The following is a 21,190-nucleotide window of genomic DNA, read 5'->3' on the forward strand; positions in this document are numbered from 1 at the left end:
GATATCTCAGAGGAAGTCACGCCAGAAGGGGACCACGGCCGTCGGCACCCAGTCCGCATCGATGCCCGGATCCGAGTCGTCGAACTCGCGCCGGATGTAGTCGTCGAGGTCGGTGCCGTAGTAGATGATGTCCGTCTGGTGCATCGACAGGACCGGGTGCCCGGAGGTTCCGCGTCCGGCCGGCAGGTACCGGTGGCCGAAGACGGGGACCATGCGCGGAACCACGGCGAGGCCCCGGCGCGCTCGAACCAGCGCCTCGGCCTCGTCGTCCGGCCGGTCGCCCCAGCCGTCATCCCAGTAGCCGTGCCCGACGTCGAAGAGGACGCCGTCCACCGGCCAGTCCAGCCTCGCGCGCAGCTCGTCGGGGTCGCCGCCGCGCCAGTCGGGCCAGGGCGCCGCGCTCTGGGACACCCCGGGCTCGGGCGGGGGAGAACCGGCCGGCAGCCCCGCCGCGAGGAACGCCCGATGATCATCGGAGAACTCGAAGCCGAACTCCCGCTCGACGCGGGAGAACTCGGCGCCGGTCAGCCCGGGCTCGATCCGCCAGAGCCCCGTCGCGGCGAGACGGCGCGCCGCCCGCGCGCCGAGCGCCGATCCTTCACCGCAGGTCACCCGGGAATCGTAGCCATCCGCTCCGGGGGGAGCATGCCGTGCGGCCGAGCCCCTCGACACGGTCTACTTTACATAATGTACATTATCGACCATCTCGATCGGCCCAGGACAGGGGCGGCGAAACGGCCGGACATCGACCTTCCGTGCGATCCGCGCCGTCGAGCGCGCGCCGCGACCGGCGCCAGGTCACTCGGCGGGCCGGTCGGCGGTGAGTCCGGTGCGGTGGGCTCGGCGCGGGGTCGGGCGGGAAGGATCAACCTCACCGTTCGGGAACTCCTCGCCGGACACGCGCCCAGGGATATTTGAGCTGTCCACACCGAACGTCCGTTGTTTCCGGTTCGCGCGCCGTGCGGCCCGGACGGCCCGGGACGAGGAGGCTCTCCCTTGACACGAACGATCCCCTTCCGCGTGCTCGCCCCGGCACTGCTGCGCGACCCGCTGGGGGCGGTCGACCGGATCGGCGTCGTGTCCGGAGGCGACCCGGTGCGGCTCAACCTCGGCGGCATGCGCCCCTGGCTGGTGACCGCACCCGCCGACCTCGAACACGTCCTCATCCACAACCGCGACAACTACGTCCGCGAGGGATGGCTGTGGCGGCCCCTCGCCCGGCTGATCGGCGACTCCAGCGACGACCGGTGGTGGACCAAACGGGAGGTGTTCGCGCGGCTGGTGTCCGGGCCGAGCATCCGGGACTTCGCCGACGAGATGGCCGCCGCCGTCACCGCCGCCGTCGAGGAGATGGCCGCCCGCGGCGCCGCGGGCCGCCCCCTGGACGCGGGCGCCGAGATGGCCCGCCTCGTCTGCCGCATCATCACCCGCGTCCTGATCGGCGACAAGATCAGCAACGCGGAGGCGGACCTGCTCGGCGCGCGCCTGATGGCCGCGTCCGCGTCGGTCCGCCCCCGACTGATGTTCCCCTTCGTCCCCAACCGGGTGCCGTTCCTCGGCGACGCCGCGTTCCGCCGCGCGCGGCGCGGCGTCGACGAGCTGGTGTTCCCCATCGTCCGCGCGGCCCGCGCCGCCGGACCCGACGGCCCCGACATCGTGTCCCGGCTGCTGGAGGCCCGGATGCCCGACGGGCGGGCCTTCACCCTCCGCGAACTCCGCGACGGGATGGTGTCGCTGTTCGTCGCGGGCACCGAGACCACCACGATCGCGATGACGTTCCTGTGGACGATCCTCGACCACAACCCGCAGGTCCGGGAGGCGCTCCAGGACGAGATCGACCGCGTCGTCGGCGACGGCCCGCTCACCGGCGCGCACCTGGCCGAACTGGCCTACGCCCGCAACACCGCGTTGGAGCTGCTGCGCCTGTATCCCCCGGGCTGGATGCTCCCCCGCACCATCGTCGCCGACGACGTCGTCGGCGGCGTCCCGGTGAGGGGCGGCGGGCTGATCGTGATGAGCCCCTACCTCACCAACCGGCTCCCGCACGTGTGGGACCGGCCGCTGGAGTTCGACCCCGCCCGGCACGAGACCCGGCACGGGCGCGGCGCGCGGCGGCCCACCTTCGCCTACCTCACCTTCGGCGGCGGCCCGCACGCGTGCGTGGGCAAGCCCTTCTTCCTCGCCGAGGTCCAGATGATCCTCGCCGCGGTCCTGAGCCGGTTCCGCCTGGAGGTGCAGGGGTCGCCGTCCGCGCGCCCCACCCTCGGGCTCACGCTCCGGCCCCGGGAGAACGCGCGCTTCGTCCTCACGCGGCGGTGACCGGGCCGGGCACCTCGGTCACGCGCCGACGTAGGCCGCCAGGTGCTCGCCCGTCACCGTCGACCGCGCCGCCACCAGGTCCGCGGGCGTCCCCTCGAACACCACCCGCCCCCCGTCATGACCGGCACCCGGACCCAGATCGATGATCCAGTCCGCGTGCGCCATCACCGCCTGGTGGTGCTCCACCACGATCACCGACTTGCCCGCGTCCACCAGCCGGTCCAGCAGCCCCAGCAGCTGCTCCACATCCGCCAGGTGCAGACCCGTCGTCGGCTCGTCCAGCACATACACCCCGCCCCGGTCCGCCATGTGCGTGGCCAGCTTCAGGCGCTGCCGCTCACCGCCCGACAGCGTCGTCAACGGCTGACCCAGGCTTAGATACCCCAGCCCCACCTCCGATAGCCGCCGCAGGATCGCGTGCGCCGCCGGCGTCCGCGCCTCACCGGCGCCGAAGAACCCCTCCGCCTCCTCCACCGACATCGCCAGGACCTCGCTGATGTCCCGGCCGCCCAGCCGGTGCTCCAGCACCGACGCCTCGAACCGGCGCCCCTCGCACTCCTCGCACGGCGTCGCGACCCCCGCCATCATCGCCAGGTCCATGTACAGCACACCCGCGCCCTTGCACGCCGGGCACGCGCCCTCGGAGTTCGCGCTGAACAGCGCCGGCTTCACCCCGTTGGCCCTCGCGAACGCCTTGCGGATCGGGTCCAGGAGCTTGGTGTAGGTCGCCGGGTTGCTGCGCCGCGACCCGCGGATCGGCTCCTGGTCCACCGACACCACGCCCGCCCCCGCCGGCATCGACCCGTACACCAGCGAGCTCTTCCCCGACCCCGCCACCCCGGTCACCACCACCAGCACCCCCAGCGGGACGTCCACGTCCACGTCCCGCAGGTTGTTCGCCGACGCGCCCCGGATCTCCAGCGTCCCCGACGGCGCCCGCACCCGCTCCTTCACCGCCGCCCGGTCGTCCAGATGCCGGCCCGTCAACGTCCCCGCCGACCGCAGCCCCGCCACGCTCCCCTCGAAGCACACCGTCCCGCCCGCCGCTCCCGCGCCCGGCCCCAGGTCCACCACGTGGTCGGCGATCGCGATCGTCTCCGGCTTGTGCTCCACCACCAGCACCGTGTTGCCCTTGTCCCGCAACCGCAGCAGCAGCGCGTTCATCCGCTGGACGTCGTGCGGGTGCAACCCGATCGTCGGCTCGTCGAACACATACGTCGTGTCGGTCAGCGACGACCCCAGGTGCCGGATCATCTTCACCCGCTGCGCCTCACCGCCCGACAGCGTCCCCGACGGCCGGTCCAGCGACAGGTACCCCAGCCCGATCTCCACGAACGACTCCAGCGTCCGCCGCAGCGTCCCCAGCAGCGGCGCCACCGACGGCTCCGCCAGCCCCCCGACCCACTCCGCCAGGTCGCTGATCTGCATCGCGCACGCGTCGGCGATGCTCACCCCGCCGATCCGCGACGACCGCGCCGCCTCGCTCAACCGCGTCCCCCCGCACTCGGGGCACGCCGTGAACGTCACCGCCCGGTCCACGAACGCCCGCACGTGCGGCTGCATCGCCTCCCGGTCCTTGGACAGCAGCGACTTGCGCACCTTCGGGACCAGGCCCTCGTAGGTGAGGTTGACGCCCTTGATCTTCACCTTGGTCGGCTCGCGGTACAGGAAGTCGTGCAGCTCGGCGGCGCCGTACTCGCGGATCGGCTTGTGTGGGTCCAGGAACCCAGACTCGGTGAACACCCCCACCGTCCACCAGCCGTCCACCTTGTAGCCGGGCACGGTGATCGCGCCCTCGAGCAGCGATTTGGACTCGTCGAACAGCTGCGTCAGGTCGATGTCGGACACCGTCCCGCGCCCCTCGCACGCCGGGCACATCCCCCCGGTCCGCGTGAACGTCTGCCGCACCGTCTTCCCGCCGCCGCGCTCCACCGTGATCGCGCCGCTCGCCCGCACCGACGGGACGTTGAAGGAGAACGCGTTCGGCGACCCCGCGTGCGGCGTCCCGAGCCGGCTGAACAGGATCCGCAGCATCGCGTTCGCGTCGGTCGCCGTCCCCACCGTCGACCGCGGATCGGCGCCCAGCCGCTGCTGGTCCACGATGATCGCCGTCGTCAGGCCCTCCAGGACGTCGACCTCCGGGCGCCCCAGCGACGGCATGAACCCCTGCACGAACGCGCTGTAGGTCTCGTTGATCATCCGCTGGGACTCCGCGGCGATCGTGTCGAACACCAGCGAGCTCTTCCCCGACCCCGACACGCCGGTGAACACCGTCAGCCGCCGCTTGGGGATCTCGACGCTGACGTCCTTCAGGTTGTTCTCCCGCGCGCCGTGCACGCGGATCATGTCGTGGCCGTCGGCGACGTGCGGCGCGTCCGCCGGCCGCCCGTCCGGTCCCGTGGCCATGCTCATCGAGTCTCCCTCACTGGTCTGCGTCGCAGGGACGTCCGCGTCCCGTTTCCCCTGGCCGGACGCCCTGTCTACCCGACCGGCGGCACCACCCGGCACCACCCCGGCTCCGGGGAGCGTGCCGGGGCGGGCGGCGCCTCAGCGCACCTCCTGGATGCGGACCAGGTTCCCCGCCGGGTCCCGGAACGCGCAGTCCCGCACCCCGTAGGGCTGCTCGGTCGGCTCCTGCACGACCTCCGCCGCACCGGCCTGGACCCGCGCGAACGTCCCGTCCAGGTCGCGGGTGGCCAGGTTGACCCCGGCGTAGGTGCCCTTCGCCATCATCTCCACGATCACCCGGCTCTCCTCGTCGGTGACGCCGCAGCCCGGGACCACCGGCGGCTGGAGCACGATCGAGGTGCCCGGCTGCCCGGGCGGCCCGACCGTGATCCACCGCATCCCGTCGTAGCCGACGTCGTCGCGGACCTCGAACCCGAGGACGTCGCGGTAGAAGGCCAGCGAGGCGTCCGGGTCGTCGTGCGGGAGGAAGCTGGCGTGAATGGTGATGTCCATGCCGTCACGCTAGGCGGCGCCCGGCGGGCCGCGCTTCTCGATTCCTGATCGGTCGGGTCACCCGCTGCGCCACGCAGGAGGGCATGCCCGCCGTCGCGCGCGCCGACCGCCGCCGGTAGACGCTGGGCGGCACGCCCACCAGTTCGGTGAAACGCGTGCTGAAGGTGCCCAGGGACGAGCAGCCCACCGCGAAGCACACGTCGGTGACGCTGAGGTCGCCGCGGCGCAGCAGCGCCATCGCGCGTTCGATGCGCCGCGTCATGAGGTACCCGTAGGGCGACTCTCCGTAGGCGCGGCGGAACTGGCGGCTGAGGTGCCCCGCCGACATGTTCACGCCCCGGGCGAGCGCCTCGACGTCCAGCGGCCGCGCGTACTCCCGGTCGATGCGGTCGCGGACGCGGCGCAGCAGCGCGAGGTCGCGCAGGTGGCGGGTGTCGTCGGGGGTGCTGGTCACCTGCGGAATCGTGCCATGTCACGCGGTGTCATGTCACGCCGGGTGCGCCCCTTCCCCGCTGTCGGGGGTGGTCGTTCTGGCGTGTCCGGTAACCGAACAGAATATGGGTTCTGTCTGCTTTGCGTAGATTATTCCTATTTGGGCGATTTGTCGGTTCTTGGGCGGGCGTCGCGCGGGTCATGTCGCGGACGCCAGTTCGAGGAACCGCCGGGCGTTGCGGACGGCCGCGCCGCCCGGGTCGTTGTTGAAGTAGACGTAGGCGTCCTCCCCCGGCGGCAGGCGCCGCGCCCACGACGCCAGCGCCCGGTCCCCGTACTGCGGCCGCGGGGACGCGGCGCCCTCGTGCAGGCGCAGGTAGACCCAGTCGGCCGTCCGCCACAGCGGCGTGACGGGCCTGCCGCGCCGGTCGGCCCAGCACAGCGCGGCGCCGTTGTCCTCCAGCACGCGCCGGACCCGCGGCGTCCACCAGGACGGGTGCCGGGGCTCGACCGCCACGCGGACGCCGCCCGGGAAGCGGCGCAGGCACGCGTCGAGGCGGTCGGGCTCGCTGCGCAGCGTCGGCGGGAGTTGCAGCAGGACGGGCCCGAGCGTGCCGCCCAGTCCCCCGGCCGCCTCCATCAGCCGGGCGACGGGCTCGGCGGGGTCGCGCAGCCGCTTCATGTGGGTGAGGAACCGGCTGGCCTTGACCGCCATGACGAACCCGGGCGGGACGGCGTCGTGCCAGCGCTGGAACGTCGCGCGGCCGGGCAGCCGGTAGAAGGCGTTGTTGTTCTCCACGGTGCCGAACTCCTCGGCGTAGCGCGGGAGCCAGCGTCGTTGCGGGAGGCCCGGCGGGTAGAGGACGTCCCGCCAGTCGGTGTACTGCCATCCGGAGGTGCCGACGAGTATCACGGCCCCTCCCCTACCCCGGACGCGGCCTTTCGGTCACGGCGGTCGGGTCAGGGGGATGCGGGGCGGTGGGGTTCCAGGGCGCGGATGTAGTCGAGGAGGCGGACGCCGATCTCGAAGGGGACGTCGGGGGCGTCCAGGTCGGGGTCGGGCCAGGTCTCCGAGACGCGGCGCCAGGTGGCGCGGCCGAGGAAGGCGCCGGCGGCGGGGTCGTCGCCGAGGGCGCGGCGCCAGGCGGGTTCGGCGGTGAGGAGGCGGTCGAGGGCGGCGGTGTTGTCGGGTTCGGCGGGGTGTTCGGCGTGGAAGCCGATCTCCAGGGCGCGGGTGCGGGCGCCGGGGGCGAGGTCGGCGGGGATGATCTGGGCCTCGTAGTGCTCGCGTTGGGGTGCGGGGTCGCCGAACCAGACCTTGAGGCCGTTGTGGCGGACGTGCAGGTGCGGGGGGCCGAGGTCGGGTGGGGCCGCTCCCCGGACGACCTCGGCGGCCTGCTCGAAGAGATGCCGGTCGGTCACGGTGGTGATCCTAGAGGGGGCGGGTAGGTCGGGGTGCGGGGTGTCAGGGGTGTGCCAGCGTCGTGTGCGTGGTCTGGCAGCGGCGCGCGTCAGGCTGCGGAGGTGGCCGGTGGGCGGCTCGGGTGGAGGGAGTGCGGGATGAGGGCGGTCGTGTTCGAGCGGTTCGGGGGGCCGGAGGTGCTGGAGGTCGTGGAGGTCGCGGCGCCGCGTCCGGGGCCCGGGGAGGTGCGGGTCGCGGTGCGGGCCGCGGGGGTGAACGCGAGTGACTGGCGGAAGCGGCGGGGTCTGATGGAGCGGGGGCTTCCGCAGCGGTTGGGGTATGAGGCGGCGGGGGTGGTCGACGAGGTCGGCGCGGGCGTCGCCGGTGTCGCGGTGGGTGACCGGGTGTTCGGGTTCTCGTCGGTGGGCGGTGCGCAGGCGGAGCTGGCGGTGCTGTCGTGGTTCGCGCCGGTGCCGCCGTCGCTGGGGTTCGCCGAGGCGGCCGCGTTGCCGGTGGCGGCGGAGACGGCGGCGCGCGGCCTTGACGCGTTGGGTGTCGGTGCGGGTGGGGCGGGTGGGACGGTGCTGGTCAACGGCGCGACGGGGTCGGTCGGTAGCGCGGCCGTGCAGCTGGCGGTGGCGCGGGGCGCGCGGGTGATCGGGGTCGGGGGGCCGGCCGGTCATGGGCGGTTGCGGGCGTGGGGCGCCGAGCCCGTCGCCTACGGGCCGGGGATGGCGGAGCGGGTGCGGGCGGTCGCTCCGGGCGGGGTGGATGCGGCGTTGGACGTGGCGGGCAGCGGTGTGCTGCCGGAGCTGGTCGAGCTGGCGGGGGGTGCCGGGCGGGTGGTGACGGTCGCTGACGTGGAGGGGGCGCGGCGGCACGGGGTGCGGTTCAGCGGGGGTGAGGGGGGTCGTGCGCTGTATGTGATCTCCGAGGTCGGTGGGCTGGTGGAGTCGGGCCGGTTCACAGTTCCGGTGGGGCGGGTGTTTCCGCTGGCGGAGGTGGCGGAGGCGCATCGGGTCGGGGAGGCGGGCGGGGTGCGCGGGAAGATCGTGTTGCTGGTCGGGTCGGAGTCGGGGCGTTCCGGCGCGTCCTGAGGGGCTCGGCGCGTGGGGGGCGGGGTGCGGCGTCCCGGTGGGTTCTGTCGGTGGGGGCCGGTAGCGTGCGGCGGGTGCGTCCGAGTGATGTTCAGCGGCTGACGGTGGGCGAGACGGCCGACCGGTATGTGGAGATGGTCCGGGCGAAGAGGTCCACGGGCGCGCTGGCGTCCGGGACGGCGGAGGTGTACGCGCGTGACGTGGTGACGTTCGCGGAGCTGGCGGGGCGCGAGCGGGTGCTGGACGATCTGACGGGTGAGGACGTCGACGCGGTGCTGCTGCGGTTCGCGCGCAAACCCGACGGGCGCCGCTCCCCCGCCGCGGCGGTCCCCCTGCCCGCGGACGGGAGGCCGTCGCAGAGCGCGGCGTCGCAGGCGCGGTTCCGGCGTTCGGTGTCGGCGTTCTTCCGGCACGCGCTGGTGGCGGGGTGGGTGCAGCTCGATCCGATGGGGGCGGTGACGCTGCGGCCGCGGCACCGGGGCGGGTTGCGGGCCGAGCGCAGGGCGCTGACCGTCGAGCAGGCGGAGGGGCTGCTGGGCGCGGCCCACGACCTGGTGGAGACGGCGCCGGCGGCGCGGGGCCGCCACGACCAGCGGACGGAGCTGCGGGACGGGCTGATCGTGCTGCTGCTGGCGGCGGTGGGCCCGCGGGTGTCGGAGCTGACGCGCGCCAACGCCGAGGACTTCTTCGTCAACGCCGGGACGCGGTACTGGCGGATCTTCGGCAAGGGCGGGCGGACGCGGGACGTGCCGCTGCCGGCGCCGGTGGCGGAGGTCCTGGACGCCTACCTGGAGCAGGGGCGGCGGCTGCTGGACCGGGGCCGCGAGCCCAAGGCGCTGCTGCTGTCGTGGCGGGGGCGGCGGTTGGCGCGCGGGGACGTGCAGGCGGTCATCGACCGGGTGCTGGCGCGGGTGGAGCCGGGCCGGCGGCGGGGGGTGACGCCGCACGGGCTGCGGCACACGACGGCGACGCACCTGCTGGCGGCGGCGACGGACATGGACGCGGTGCGGCGGGTGCTGGGCCACGCCGACCTGTCGACGCTGGGCCGCTACCGGGACGAGCTGCCGGGCGAACTGGAGGCGGCGATGCGCGTCCACCCGCTCCTGGGCCCGGTGGAGGGCCGCGCCCAGCGCGGCGGCTGAACAGAGCCCGAGTGGCGCCTGGACGGGCGGCCACACCGATCGACCGCGGCGCGGCGCGGCCGGTGCGGCGCGGCCGAGGCGGCGCGGTGGGGGCACCGGCCCGCGACCGGTCTCGACCGCGTGGCGCGCGCCCACGGCCTGATGTACGCGCCCGTCCCGTCCCGCCATGGGATCTCCGCGATCGGCGGGAACCTCGCTTCGCCGGGCCGGCGCCCGCGCTGCCCCCTGCGCTTCGGGCTGACGCGGTTCTCCAGGGCGACGTCGACACCGTCGGAGCCCCAGTCGGCCACCGGCCCGCGATGGCGCCGGGGGTCGTCGGGGGTCGGGACGAGTCGTCGCCGGGCCGCCGCGACGTCCGGGCCGCCGGGGTGGAACGGTAGAGACCGGGGGCGCGGCGCGTCACTCGGGAGAGCCAGCGCCGGTCCCGGACCAGGGTGGGCGGTGGAGCGGCGGGGGTCTCCCCCTCAGGGATGTGCCGGGGGCGGGTCGTGTACTGCCGAAAGTCGGGGGTGGTTCCGGTCTTCCGTCCGATGCCGGCGGGGGTGCCCGTTTCCTACGGTCGTGGCATGGACGGTGTTGTGGACTTCCTGCACACGGCGGTGACCTCGCCCTGGTTCTACCTGGCGTTGTTCGCGGTCGCCGCGCTCGACGGGTTCTTCCCCGTGGTGCCCAGCGAGAGCATGGTGATCACCGCGGGGGTGTACGCGGCGTCGGGGCGGCCCGAGCCGGTGCTGGTGGTCGTGCTGGCGGCGGCGGGCGCGTTCGTCGGCGACCATGTCGCCTACTTCATCGGGCGCGGGTCGGGGGCGCGGCTGACCCGGGCGCTGCGGCCGGGGACGCGGCGGCATACCGCGTTCGCGTGGGCGCGGCGGACGATGGACGAGCGCGGGGGGCTGATCCTGGTCGTGGCGCGGTACGTGCCGGGCGGGCGGACGGCGGTGACGATGACGATGGGCGTGATCCGGTATCCGCTGCGGTCCTTCACCCCGTTCGCGGCGATCGCGGCGGTGTCGTGGGCGGTGTACGGGACGCTGCTGGGCTACCTCGGCGGTGTCGCGTTCGAGGACGACCCGATCAAGGGCGTCGCGGTGGGGCTCGGGTTGGCGCTGGCGGTGACGGGGGTCGTCGAGGGGGTCCGTTTCCTGCGGTACCGCCGCGCCCGGCGCGACGCGCCGGACACGCCGGATGCCCCGGAGGGGGCGGGAGAGGCGTCGGGGACGCGTCGCGCGTCCGTGTGAAGCGTTCGGTGTGAACCGGGGCGAAACCTCGGCGGGCGGCCGCCGGGCCATGACAGTCTTGGCGAAAGGTGAACAAAAGATGAACTTTGGTGGTTCTTCCGGGGTCGCATTTCTCCGGGGGGACCACCCGCGACCGTGAGGGAGAGCATGCGAGCGCCCGACGTCAGCGTCGACCTGTACCGGGACATCACCGGGTTCGCCTACGGCACACCGCCGTGGGCGCACACCTTCGCCGAGGTCGGGACGGACGCGGGGCTGCTGCTGTTCGTCGTGCTGTTCGCGGCCGGCTGGTGGCGGGCGCGCGGCGCGGACGCCCGGGCGATGGGCCTGGCGCTGGCGGCGCCGGTCGCGATGGTCGCCGCGTACCTGGTCAGTGAGGTGTCCAAGGGGTACCTGCGGGAGGAGCGGCCCTGCCGGGCGGTGGCGGGCGCGGTGCACATCGCGGCGTGTCCGGCGCCGGGCGACTGGTCGTTCCCGAGCAACCACGCGACGATCGCGGCGGGCTCGGCGGCGGCGCTCGTGGTGGCCTGGCGGGCGACGGCGCCGCTGGTGCTGCCGCTGGCGGCGCTGATGGCCCTCTCCCGCGTGTTCGTCGGAGTGCACTACCCCCACGACGTCGCCGCCGGGTTCGCGGTGGGGTGCCTGGTCGCGCCGGTGACGGCGGTGCTGCTGGTGCGGGCCGCGGCGCCGCTGGTGGTGCGGCTGCGGAACGTTCCGGCGGGCGCGGTCCTGCTCGGCCCCTCCCCCGCCGGCCCCTCCCCCGTGTCCCCCGTCGATCACGGTGATGTGGGCGAGCCGGGGGTGCCGCGTCCGGCCGTCCCGGTGGGCGCGGCCTCCGGCGCGGCGGGCGGTGACGCGGCGGTCACGATGCCCGACGTGGGGGGCGCGGTGCGCGGCGCCCCCGGGCGGCCCCCGCTGCCCTGACGCCACCCCGGAGAGGCCGGGCCCGGGCCCGGCCCGTTTCCCATGACCGGCCCGCGCCGCCCTGCCTCCCCGCCGTGACCGGGAGGGCCTGACGAAAGTCAGGGGGGCGGGGCGACGATCGCGCACTGCGCGGGGCCCGCCCCGCCTCCTAGCGTCGGTGCCACGACGACACCGCGGCCGGGAGGCTTGATGATCACATTGCGGCGGCTGACGAAACGCTACGGGGACACCACCGCCGTGCGGGACCTCACCCTGGACATCGCGCCGGGGCGCGTCACCGGGTTCCTCGGACCCAACGGCGCAGGAAAATCCACGACGATGCGGATGATCCTCGGCCTGGACCGTCCCACCGCCGGGCACGCCCTGGTCGGCGGGCGCCCCTACGGCGCGCTGCGGCACCCGCTCCGGGAGGTGGGGGCGCTGCTGGACGCCGGCGCCGTCCACCCCGGGCGGTCCGCGCGGCGGCACCTGCTGGCCATGGCGCGCAGCAACGGCATCCCCGCCCGCCGCGTCGAGGAGGTCCTCGCCACGGTCGGGCTCGAGCGCGTCGCCGGGAAGCGGGCCGGGTCCTACTCCCTCGGCATGGGGCAGCGGCTCGGCATCGCCGGGGCGCTGCTGGGCGACCCGGCGGTGCTGATGTTCGACGAGCCCGTCAACGGCCTGGACCCCGACGGCGTCCGGTGGGTGCGGGGCCTGATGCGGTCGCTGGCCGCCGAGGGGCGCACCGTGTTCGTCTCCAGCCACCTCATGAGCGAGATGCAGCTCACCGCCGACCGGCTCGTGGTGATCGGGAAGGGCCGGCTGATCGCCGACGCGCCGGTCGCCGAGGTCATCGCGGGCAGCTCCCGCAACGCCGTCCGGGTCCGCAGCCCCGACGCCCGGGGTCTGGCCGCCCGCCTGACCGACCAGACCCCGGGGAGCGCGGGGGCCGCCGAGGTCGCCCGCGTCGCCGACGGGGAGCTGCTGGTGACCGGGCTGCCCCTGGAGGAGGTCGGGCTGGCCGCCCACGCCATCGGCGCGCCCGTCCTGGAGCTCACCGAGGTCAAGGCGTCCCTGGAGGAGGCGTACATGGAACTGACCGGCACCAGCGTCGAGTACGGCGCGACCACCCCCCGAGCGGAGACCACCCGATGACCACCGACGCCCCCCTGACCGCCGACGTCCAGGACGCGCCGCACGCGACGCGCGCGGCGCACGTGAGGGGCGGCGGGACGCGCGGCGCGGTCGCCGCCGAGTGGACCAAGCTGTGGTCGGTCCGCTCCACCTGGTGGGGCCTGGCCGGGTCGCTGCTCATGATGGTCCTGATGTGCGTGATCATGGCGACGGCGACGGTCGGCGCCAACACCGACCCCGCCGCCGAGGACCCGCCCGGGGTGGTGTCGGCCAGCGGCGTCGCGACCGGGTCGGTGGACATGGTGCAGTTCGTCGTGCTGACCCTCGCGATCCTGGTCATCACCGGCGAGTACGCGACCGGCGCCGTCCGCGCGACCCTCCAGTGGGTGCCCGTCCGCGCGCGGATGCTGCTGGCCAAGGGCGCCGTCGTCGCGGCCGTGGTGCTCCCGACCGGGACCGTGCTGGCCCTCGCCGGGACCGCCACCGCCTACCCCCTCCTCGGCGAGTGGGGGCGGCTGAGCGCCGCCGGCCTCGCCCGCGACGCGCCCGCCACCGGCGTCTACCTGGCGCTGGTCAGCCTCATGATCCTGGGCGTGGGGGCGATGCTGCGCAGCACCGCCGCGACCCTCACCACCGCGTTCCTGTTCCTGATGGTGCTGCCGCTGACGCTGGCCAACAGCGGCTCGAGGGTGCTGGTGCACGTCGCGGACGCGCTGCCCAGCAGCGCCGGCCGCCACTTCCTCAGCGGCGAGGACGCCCCCTACCCCGCGGCCGCCGGGCTGGCGATCCTCACCGCCTGGACCGCCGCCGCGCTCGCCGGCGGGATCACCGTCCTGCGCCGCCGCGACGCCTGACCCGCCCTCGGGGGAGCGGACGCCGCGCCCCGGGCCTTCCCGGGGCGCGGGCGCGCCGCGTCCCTCAAGGGGGTCAGGCGGGACGCGGGGTCTCGTCGATGCCGTCGACCAGGCCCGCCTCGTACGCCAGCACCGCCGCCTGCACCCGGTTGCGGACGTCCAGGCGCGTCAGGATCGCGCTCACGTACGCCTTCACCGTCCCCTCCACCACGTGCAGCCGCCGCGCGATCTCCGCGTTGGACAGGCCCGCGCCCAGCAGCGCCAGCACCTGCCGCTCCCGCGGCGTCAGCCCGTCGGTGCGCTCCCGCGCCCGCGCCCCGCCCGCCATCCGCCCCCCGCCGAGCTCGGTGATCACCCGGTGGGCGACCTGCGGCGACAGGTACGCGGCGCCGCCCGCGACCGCGCGGACCCCCGCGATCAGCTCCCGCGGGTCCCCCGACTTCAGCAGGAACCCGCTCGCGCCGCCCGACAGGGCCCGCGCGATGTACTCGTCCTCACCGAACGTCGTCAACATGATCACGCCGGTGGCCGGGGCCAGCCGGTTCAGCTCGGCGGCGGCGGCCAGCCCGTCCAGCCGCGGCATGCGGATGTCCAGCAGCGCCACGTCCGGGCGGTGCGCCAGCGCCGACTCCACCGCCTCGCGCCCGTCGGCGGCCTCCGCGACCACCTCGATCCCCGCGTCGGCCGACAGGATCGCCCGCACCCCCGCGCGGATCATCGCCTCGTCGTCGGCGAGCAGAACCCTGATCACCCCTCGTCCTCCCCGATCGTCGCGCCCTGCCCGGTCCGGTAGGTGTCCTTCCCGATCAGTGTGCCGCCCGCGAAGCACAGCCGGTACACGTGCGCCAGGCCCAGCAGGTTGGTGTTGGGACGGTAGTAGCGGCAGTCCGCGCCCACCGGCTCGGGCACCCGCTCGCGGACCTCGCTCACCCCCATCGCCTCCCGCTCGGGAAGCACCCGCTCCACCCGCGCCTGCGGGTCCCCCACGCGCAGCGCGTCGTAGTCGGCCGGTCTCAGCTCCGAGGTGTAGGTCGCGCGGACGTAGTAGCCGACCATCACCGTCGACAGCACCATGATCAACCCGGCCGGGACCGCGATCGCCGTGACCAGCCCGCGCCGCACCTGGCGGCGCTCGCGCGCCAGATGCCGCGCCGACTCCGACGCCCACTCCCCCCGGCCCCCCTCACTGGCCGGGCCGTCCCCGTCGGTGGTGGAGCCGGCGGGGTCGTGCGGCGCGGCGGGCGCCGTGGGCGCCTCGGGCATCTCCGCGACGACCTCGAACCCGCCGCCGCGCGAGGGGCCCGCCCGCAGCGTCCCGCCCGCCACCCGGACCCGCTCGGCCAGCCCCGTCAGCCCGCGCCCGCCGCCCGAGGGCAGCAGCGGCGGCCGCTCCGGCGGCTCGTTCACCACCCGCACACAGATCACCCCGTGCCCGTCCGCGTCCGCGCGGCGGGTCACCGACACCGTCACCGCAGCGCCCGGCGCGTGCTTGGCCGCGTTGGTGATGCCCTCCTGGACGACCCGGTGCGCCGCCAGCCGCACCAGCCCCGCGACCTCCCCGGCCTCCACCGCCGTCACACCGCCCCCGCCACCGCTCTCCTGGCCGTCACCGTCGCCGGTGGGGGCCAGGCGGATCGGGACGCCCGACGCCCGCGCCCGCTCCACCAGGTCGCCGATGCCCTCCCGGGCCGGGCGGATCCGCGGCCCGCCCTCCACCTCCCCCGCACCGGCCTCCCCGCCGGCCGCGTCCGCGGCGGGCGCGGCACCGCCGTCCTCCCGCAGCACACCGATGATCTCCCGCAGGTGCTCGGTCGCCTCCGCCGCGCCCGCCCGCAGCTCCGCCGCCGCGCGCCGGTGCCGCTCGTCCAGCCCCGCCGAGACCTGCAACGCCCCCGCCCGCACCGCGATCAACGCCAGCTCGTGCCCCAGCGAGTCGTGCATGTCCTGCGCGATCCGGGCGCGCTCGCGCAGCCGCTCCCGGTCGGCGATGATCCGCTGCTCGCGCTCCAGCCGGTCCGCGCGCTCCCACCCCGCCCGCAGCAGCTCCTGGTACTGCTGCCAGTACCGGCCCACCAGCCACGGCAGGACGCCCAGCAGCACCAGCCAGATCGTCAACGGGAACCAGGTCGTCACCTGCACGCCCCGCACCAGCTGGAACAGCGTCCACCCGACGAACACGCCCGAGAACGTCCACAGCACCGGACGCGACCCCCGCATCCGCCGCCCCGCCAGATACGACGCCACCGGCACCCCGAACACGTAGTTGCCGCTCACCAGCAGCAACCCCAGCACCGCCCACACCGCCGCCAGCGGCCACACCCGCGACAGCACCACCGCCGCCGCCCACACCGCGAGCCCGCCCGCCTGCACCCACCAGCCCGCGTCCCCGGTGACCGGCAGCATCGGCCCGCCCACCACCGGCAGCGCCGGCACCGCGAACAGCAACGCGTCCCTGACCCGCGCCGCCCGCGTCGGACGCCGCAGCCGCGCCCGCACCTCCCCCGGCGGCGGCACCCGCGCGGCCACCCACGCGGCCACCCGCGCCGGCGCCCCCCGCACCACACCGGCCCGGACACCGGCACCCCACTCGCTCACCCGACCCACGCTACAAGCCGGTGAACAGCGCCGACACCGACGAAAGTCAAGGATCGCCGCCCCCACTTCCGCGGCCGCCCGCGCGGGCGTCCCGGCCTCGCCGCACCCCGCTCTGAACTAGGTTGGGGCCCGTGACCGACACCCGACCGCCCCGGCCGGAACCGGCGGCCGGACCCGCCCCCCGACCGGCGGGAACCACGGCCGGACCCCCCGACACCCCCGGCACCGACACCCCCGGGCCCCACAGCGCCGAACCGACGCGCGCCCCAGGGCGGGTGCGGCGGGTGGTGCGGCCGCTCGCGGGGCTGCTGCCCGCGCGGCGCCCGCCCTCCCCGCCGCACGTCCGCGACGCCGACATCGCCCTGGCCGTCGGCGCGCTGCTGGTCACCGTCGTGATGAGCGCCGTCGCCACCGGCCCCGAGGACCGGCCCCTGTGGCCCGGCGGCCTCGTCCTGATCGTCCTCACCACCGTCCCCCTCGCGCTGCGCCGCCGCCACCCCCTCCTGCTGCTGGTCGCCGCGACCCTCGGGCCCCCGCTGTACTACCCGCTCGGCTACCCCGACGGGCCGCTGGCGTTCGTGTTCCTGGTCGCGCTGTTCAACGCCGCCGTCGAATGCCGCCTCGCGGTGTCGCTGGGCGCCGTCATCGTCGTCAACGCCGGGTTCCTCGCCGCGTCCCTGGGCCGCGGGCACGACGGCGGCGACGACCCCCAGGCCATCGTCGACGCCCGCGGCGTGACCTCCCTCACCCTCGGCCTGCTGATCACCATCGGGCTCGGGCAGTACGTCCGCAGCCGCCGCGACCGCGCCGAGGCCGCCGAACGCCGCGCCGCCGAGGCCGAACGGAGCCGCGAGGAGGAGGCCCGCCGCCGCGCCACCCAGGAACGGCTGCGGATCGCCCGCGAACTCCACGACGTCCTCGCCCACCAGATCTCCCTCATCAACGTCCAGGCCGGCGCGGCCCTGCACCGCCGCGACGACACCGACCGCGCCTACGCCGCCCTCGAGGCGATCAAAGCCGCGAGCAAGGAGACGCTGCGGGAACTCCGCGGCGTCCTCGGCGTCCTCCGCCAGGTCGACGACGACGCCCCCGACACCCCGGGCGGGCCCGGGCGCGGGGGCAGCCCCGTCGAGCCCGCACCGACCCTCGCCCGCATCGACGACCTGCTCCGCCAGACCGCCGCGGCCGGGCTGACCGTCCACCGCGCCGGCGACCTCGCCCCCACCAGCGACGACACCGCCGCCGACACCGGCGGCGGCCCGGGCGGCGTCGGCGCGCGGCTGGCCGACCTCCCCCCGCCCGTCGGGCTCGCCGCCTACCGCATCGTGCAGGAGGCGCTCACCAACACCGTCCGCCACGCCGGAGCCGCCACCGCCACCGTCCGCGTCTTCCGCACCGCCGACACGGTGATCGTGCAGATCGACGACGACGGCACCGCCACCACCCCCCGCACCAGCGACGGCACCGGCGACGCGATCGGCGACGAGGGCGCGCGCGGGAACGGGCTGCGCGGCATGCGCGAACGCGCCGCCGCCGTCGGCGGCGAACTGACCGCCGGACCCCGCCCCGGCGGCGGGTTCCGGGTATGGGCACGGCTGCCGCTCGGCGGCCCGCACGAGACAACCGAGGAGAACACGTGATCCGGGTGCTGCTGGCCGACGACCAGACCCTGGTACGGGCCGGGTTCCGGTCGATCCTGGAGGGCGAGGACGACATCGAGATCGTCGCCGAGGCCGGGGACGGCGACCAGGCCGTCCGCCTCGCCGGCGACCTCCGCCCCGACGTCGTCCTCATGGACATCCGCATGCCCGTCCTGGACGGCCTAGAGGCCACCCGCCGCATCATGGCCGACCCGCGGCTGGAGACCGTCCGCGTCGTCATCCTCACCACCTTCGACCTCGACGACTACGTCTACGGCGCGATCAAGGCCGGCGCCAGCGGATTCCTCGTCAAGGACACCGAACCCCCCGAACTCATCCACGGCGTCCGGGTCGTCGCGCGCGGCGACGCGCTGCTGGCCCCCACCGTCACCCGCCGCCTCATCGCCGAGTTCGCCTCCCGCATCACCGAACCGCCGCCCGCCGCCGAACTGTCGGCGCTCACCGACCGCGAACGCGAGGTCCTCGGGCTCGTCGCCACCGGCCTGTCCAACGAGGAGATCGCCGGACGGCTCGTCCTGTCCCCCGCCACCGCCAAGACCCACGTCAGCCGTATCCTGGCCAAACTGGGGGCCAGGGACCGCGCCCAACTCGTCGTCCTGGCCTACGAGACCGGCATGATCCGCCCCGGCTGGCTCGGCTGACACCGCCCGCCGCCGCGGACCGGGGCCCAGCCGGTGCAACCGGACAGGTCACGGCGGTGTTCGAACAGATGTGACGGTCATGGACGAAACCACCCACCAGGCACGCGCGGACGCGCCGCACCCCGGCACCGGCGGCGGCGCGACGGCCGCCGAGGCCACGGCCGCGCAGGTCACCGCGGCGCTCGCCCGCGACCTCGACGCCGGGTTCGCCGCCCTGTACGAGGCGTACCGGGGGGCGGTGTTCTCCACCGCCCTGCGGCTCACCGGCCGCTGGGCCGAGGCCGAGGACCTGGCCGCCGAGGCGTTCCTGCGCGCCTACCGCGCCCTGTGCGGCTACGGCACCGAACGGATCACCGAACTGCGGCCCCGCGCCTGGCTGCTGACGATCCTGACGAACCTGTGGCGCAACGGGCTGCGCACCGCCGCCCGCCGCCCCCCGCCCGGCCCGCTGGAGGACGCCCCCGACCCGCCCGACCCCGCCGAACCCGTCGAGGCCGCCGCCGCCCGCCACGAGACCCGCCGCGAACTCGCCGCGCTGCTGGAGGGCCTGCCCGCCGCGCAACGCGCCGCCGTCGTCCTGCGGCACGTCACCGACCTGCCCGTCGCCGAGATCGCCACCGTCCTCGACCTCCCCGAGGGCACCGTCAAATCCCACATCTCCCGCGGCCTGGCCCGCCTGCGCGCCCTCCACGCCGCCCGCACCGGCCCCGCCGCCCACGAGCCCGCACCCCACGATCCCGCAGCCCACCACCACCCGCGCCACCACACGCAAGGGGGCACCCCATGAACCACCACCCCACCACCGGCGCCGATCCGCTGGCCGCCGACCTCGCCGGACTGGCCGCCGACGCGCCCGCCGGGCTGCTGGACCGCATCGCCGCCCGCCGCGTCCACGTCCCCGGCCCCCTGGAGGACCTCCAGGTCGCCTTCACCGACCACGGCGTCGCGTTCCTGCGCGCCGGCATGGACGAACCCGCCTTCGCCGCCGCGTTCCGCGCCCGGTTCGCCCGCCCGCTGCTGCCCGCCGACCGGCCCCCCGCCGGGCTCGTCCCCGCCCTGCGCACCGGACGCCTCGCCGGGCTCCCGCTGGACCTGCGCGGCCTCACCGACTTCGAGGCCGCCGTGCTGCGCGCCACCGCCACCATCCCCCGCGGCCAGACCCGCCCCTACGCCTGGGTCGCGCGGCAGGCCGGGAGCCCCCGCGCCGTCCGCGCCGCCGGGTCCGCGCTCGGCCGCAACCCCGTCCCGCTGCTGATCCCCTGCCACCGCGTCACCCGCTCCGACGGCGCCGTCGGCGACTACGTGTTCGGCGCCGAGGCCAAGGCGCGGCTGCTGCGCGCCGAGAACGTCGACCTCGACGAGGTCGCCGCCCTCGCCGCCCGCGGCATCCGCCTCATCGGCAGCGACACCACCGGCATCGTCTGCTACCCCACCTGCGCCGACGCCCGCCGCATCACCCCCGCCCACCGGCACGGGTTCCCCGGCCTCACGGCCGCGCTCGCCGCCGGATACCGGCCCTGCCTGCACTGCCGCCCCGGCGAACCCCAACCCGCCTGACCCCCGCCCCCCGCGACCGCCGGGGGGCGGGAACGGCGCCCGCACCGGTCCTCACCCACCCGCCCAACGCGGCGCGCACCCCGGCGCGCACCCGGCGCATACAACGCCGCCAGGCGGGAATGGGCCCGACCCGTCCACCTGACCACCGGACGACCAGATCACCGGGCCGAAACGGGGGAGTTCACCATGCGGGTCGTCGTCACCGGCGCCACCGGCAACATCGGGACCAACACGCTCCGCGCGCTCGCCGCGGACCCGCGCGTCACCTCCATCACCGGCATCGCGCGCCGCCGCCCCCACGGCGAGGCCCCCAAGACCACCTGGGAGGCCGCCGACATCACCGACACCGACCTGGTCCCCCTGCTCCGCGGCGCCGACGTCCTGATCCACCTGGCGTGGCTGTTCCAGCCCACCCACCGGCCCGCCGTCACCTGGGACGCCAACGCCGTCGGCAGCGCCCGCGTGTTCGACGCCGCCGCGGCCGCCGACGTCCCCGCCCTGGTCTACTCCTCCTCCATCGGCGCCTACTCCCCCGGCCCCAAGGACCGCGCCGTCGACGAGTCCTGGCCCACCCACGGCTGGCCCGGCGCCGCCTACAGCCGCGAGAAGGCCTACGTCGAACGGCTCCTGGACGCCCACCAGGCCCGCCACCCCGAACGCCGCGTCGTGCGGATCCGCCCCGGGTTCATCTTCGAACGCCAGACCGCCACCCAGCAGCGCCGCCTGTTCGCCGGGCCGCTGCTGCCCGGCCGCCTCGTCCGGCCCGGCCTCATCCCCGTCGTGCCCGACCTGCCCGGCCTGCGCCTCCAGGCCCTGCACTCCGCCGACGCGGGCGCGGCGTTCGCGCTCGCCGCGCTCGGCGACGCCCACGGCGCCTTCAACATCGCCGCCGACCCCGTCCTGGACGCCACCGAACTCGCCGGGCTGCTGGACGCCCGCCCCGTCCGGCTCCCCGCCCGCGGCGTCCGCGCGGTGCTCGCCGCCGCCTGGGGCCTGCGGCTGGTCCCCGCCTCCCCCGGCCTGCTCGACCTCGCGCTGCGCGTCCCGCTCATGGACACCACCCGCGCCCGCGAGGAACTCGGCTGGACGCCCCGGCACACCGCCCGCGACGCCATCACCGAGTTCCTGGACGGCCTGCGCGCCGGCGCCGGACGCGACACCCCGCCGCTGTCCCCCGACACCAGCGGACCCGCCCGCTCCCACGAGGTCTCCACCACCCTCCGCCAACGACCCTGACACCCCCCGGCCCCTGAC

At 75.6% G+C, this 21,190-nt stretch carries 20 protein-coding genes; 12 read left to right on the forward strand and 8 right to left on the reverse strand.

What is annotated here, in order from left to right:
* Positions 1–6: 6 nt before the first annotated feature.
* The gene (locus tag K2F47_RS35005; protein WP_242910452.1) at positions 7–612 is read right to left on the reverse strand and encodes a hypothetical protein; all 606 of its coding nucleotides are present in this window, start codon (positions 610–612) and stop codon (positions 7–9) included.
* A gap of 384 nt (positions 613–996) precedes the next feature.
* Here K2F47_RS35005 and K2F47_RS35010 point away from each other — a divergent pair, with 384 nt between their 5' ends.
* A complete protein-coding gene (locus tag K2F47_RS35010; RefSeq protein ID WP_242910453.1) occupies positions 997–2,319 on the forward strand; it encodes a cytochrome P450 in 1,323 nt (440 codons plus the stop codon).
* Between the two features lie 18 nt (positions 2,320–2,337).
* Here K2F47_RS35010 and K2F47_RS35015 read toward each other — a convergent pair whose 3' ends face one another.
* The 5 genes from K2F47_RS35015 to K2F47_RS35035 form a co-directional block, all read right to left on the reverse strand.
* Complete coding sequence (locus tag K2F47_RS35015; protein WP_372490966.1) at positions 2,338–4,731, reverse strand: ATP-binding cassette domain-containing protein; 2,394 nt, start codon at positions 4,729–4,731, stop codon at positions 2,338–2,340.
* A 135-nt stretch (positions 4,732–4,866) separates the two neighbouring features.
* Positions 4,867–5,280 carry a VOC family protein gene (locus K2F47_RS35020; RefSeq protein ID WP_242910454.1) on the reverse strand — a complete coding sequence of 138 codons (414 nt, stop codon included), beginning with the start codon at positions 5,278–5,280 and terminating at the stop codon, positions 4,867–4,869.
* 4 nt (positions 5,281–5,284) lie between these two features.
* Positions 5,285–5,743: a helix-turn-helix transcriptional regulator gene (locus K2F47_RS35025; protein ID WP_443611979.1), complete on the reverse strand. Its 459-nt coding sequence runs from the start codon at positions 5,741–5,743 to the stop codon at positions 5,285–5,287.
* Positions 5,744–5,911: 168 nt separating this feature from the next.
* Positions 5,912–6,625 carry a DUF72 domain-containing protein gene (locus K2F47_RS35030; RefSeq protein WP_242910456.1) on the reverse strand — a complete coding sequence of 238 codons (714 nt, stop codon included), beginning with the start codon at positions 6,623–6,625 and terminating at the stop codon, positions 5,912–5,914.
* A 47-nt stretch (positions 6,626–6,672) separates the two neighbouring features.
* Positions 6,673–7,134, reverse strand: coding sequence for a hypothetical protein (locus K2F47_RS35035; protein WP_242910457.1), 462 nt, complete (start codon positions 7,132–7,134; stop codon positions 6,673–6,675).
* Positions 7,135–7,272: 138 nt separating this feature from the next.
* On the opposite strand from K2F47_RS35035, the gene K2F47_RS35040 reads away from it, so the two are divergent.
* The 6 genes from K2F47_RS35040 to K2F47_RS35065 all read left to right on the forward strand — a co-directional run bounded on the left by K2F47_RS35040 (position 7,273) and on the right by K2F47_RS35065 (position 13,482).
* Positions 7,273–8,211, forward strand: a complete 939-nt coding sequence (locus K2F47_RS35040; protein ID WP_242910458.1) for an NADP-dependent oxidoreductase — start codon at positions 7,273–7,275, stop codon at positions 8,209–8,211.
* A 74-nt stretch (positions 8,212–8,285) separates the two neighbouring features.
* The gene (locus tag K2F47_RS35045; RefSeq protein ID WP_242910459.1) at positions 8,286–9,353 is read left to right on the forward strand and encodes a tyrosine-type recombinase/integrase; all 1,068 of its coding nucleotides are present in this window, start codon (positions 8,286–8,288) and stop codon (positions 9,351–9,353) included.
* 566 nt (positions 9,354–9,919) lie between these two features.
* Complete coding sequence (locus tag K2F47_RS35050) at positions 9,920–10,591, forward strand: DedA family protein (protein WP_242910460.1); 672 nt, start codon at positions 9,920–9,922, stop codon at positions 10,589–10,591.
* 147 nt (positions 10,592–10,738) lie between these two features.
* Complete coding sequence (locus K2F47_RS35055; protein WP_242910461.1) at positions 10,739–11,515, forward strand: phosphatase PAP2 family protein; 777 nt, start codon at positions 10,739–10,741, stop codon at positions 11,513–11,515.
* A gap of 189 nt (positions 11,516–11,704) precedes the next feature.
* On the forward strand, positions 11,705–12,649 hold the full coding sequence (locus K2F47_RS35060) for an ABC transporter ATP-binding protein (protein ID WP_242910462.1): 945 nt from the start codon (positions 11,705–11,707) through the stop codon (positions 12,647–12,649).
* On the forward strand, positions 12,646–13,482 hold the full coding sequence (locus tag K2F47_RS35065) for an ABC transporter permease (RefSeq protein ID WP_242910463.1): 837 nt from the start codon (positions 12,646–12,648) through the stop codon (positions 13,480–13,482). Before K2F47_RS35060 ends, K2F47_RS35065 begins: the two co-directional genes overlap by 4 nt.
* Before the next feature lie 73 nt (positions 13,483–13,555).
* On the opposite strand, the gene K2F47_RS35070 is transcribed toward K2F47_RS35065, so the two are convergent.
* Positions 13,556–14,233 (reverse strand): response regulator, encoded by a 678-nt coding sequence (locus K2F47_RS35070; protein WP_242910464.1) that lies wholly within the window; start codon positions 14,231–14,233, stop codon positions 13,556–13,558.
* A complete protein-coding gene (locus K2F47_RS41085; protein ID WP_308198520.1) occupies positions 14,230–16,077 on the reverse strand; it encodes a sensor histidine kinase in 1,848 nt (615 codons plus the stop codon). The genes K2F47_RS35070 and K2F47_RS41085 overlap by 4 nt, the downstream gene beginning before the upstream one ends.
* Before the next feature lie 131 nt (positions 16,078–16,208).
* Here K2F47_RS41085 and K2F47_RS35080 point away from each other — a divergent pair, with 131 nt between their 5' ends.
* From K2F47_RS35080 to K2F47_RS35100, 5 genes are all read left to right on the forward strand, one after another.
* Entirely contained in the window at positions 16,209–17,717 is a 1,509-nt protein-coding gene (locus K2F47_RS35080; RefSeq protein ID WP_242910465.1) for a sensor histidine kinase, read from the forward strand.
* On the forward strand, positions 17,714–18,379 hold the full coding sequence (locus K2F47_RS35085; RefSeq protein WP_242910466.1) for a response regulator: 666 nt from the start codon (positions 17,714–17,716) through the stop codon (positions 18,377–18,379). Before K2F47_RS35080 ends, K2F47_RS35085 begins: the two co-directional genes overlap by 4 nt.
* A 79-nt stretch (positions 18,380–18,458) precedes the next feature.
* Positions 18,459–19,166, forward strand: a complete 708-nt coding sequence (locus K2F47_RS35090) for an RNA polymerase sigma factor (protein ID WP_242910467.1) — start codon at positions 18,459–18,461, stop codon at positions 19,164–19,166.
* Entirely contained in the window at positions 19,163–19,936 is a 774-nt protein-coding gene (locus K2F47_RS35095) for a methylated-DNA--[protein]-cysteine S-methyltransferase (RefSeq protein ID WP_272497905.1), read from the forward strand. The genes K2F47_RS35090 and K2F47_RS35095 overlap by 4 nt, the downstream gene beginning before the upstream one ends.
* Positions 19,937–20,122: 186 nt before the next feature.
* Positions 20,123–21,172, forward strand: coding sequence for an NAD-dependent epimerase/dehydratase family protein (locus K2F47_RS35100; protein WP_242910468.1), 1,050 nt, complete (start codon positions 20,123–20,125; stop codon positions 21,170–21,172).
* The last annotated feature ends 18 nt before the right edge of the window (positions 21,173–21,190 follow it).

Source organism: Actinomadura terrae, assembly GCF_022751215.1.
Lineage (GTDB): Bacteria > Actinomycetota > Actinomycetes > Streptosporangiales > Streptosporangiaceae > Spirillospora > Spirillospora terrae.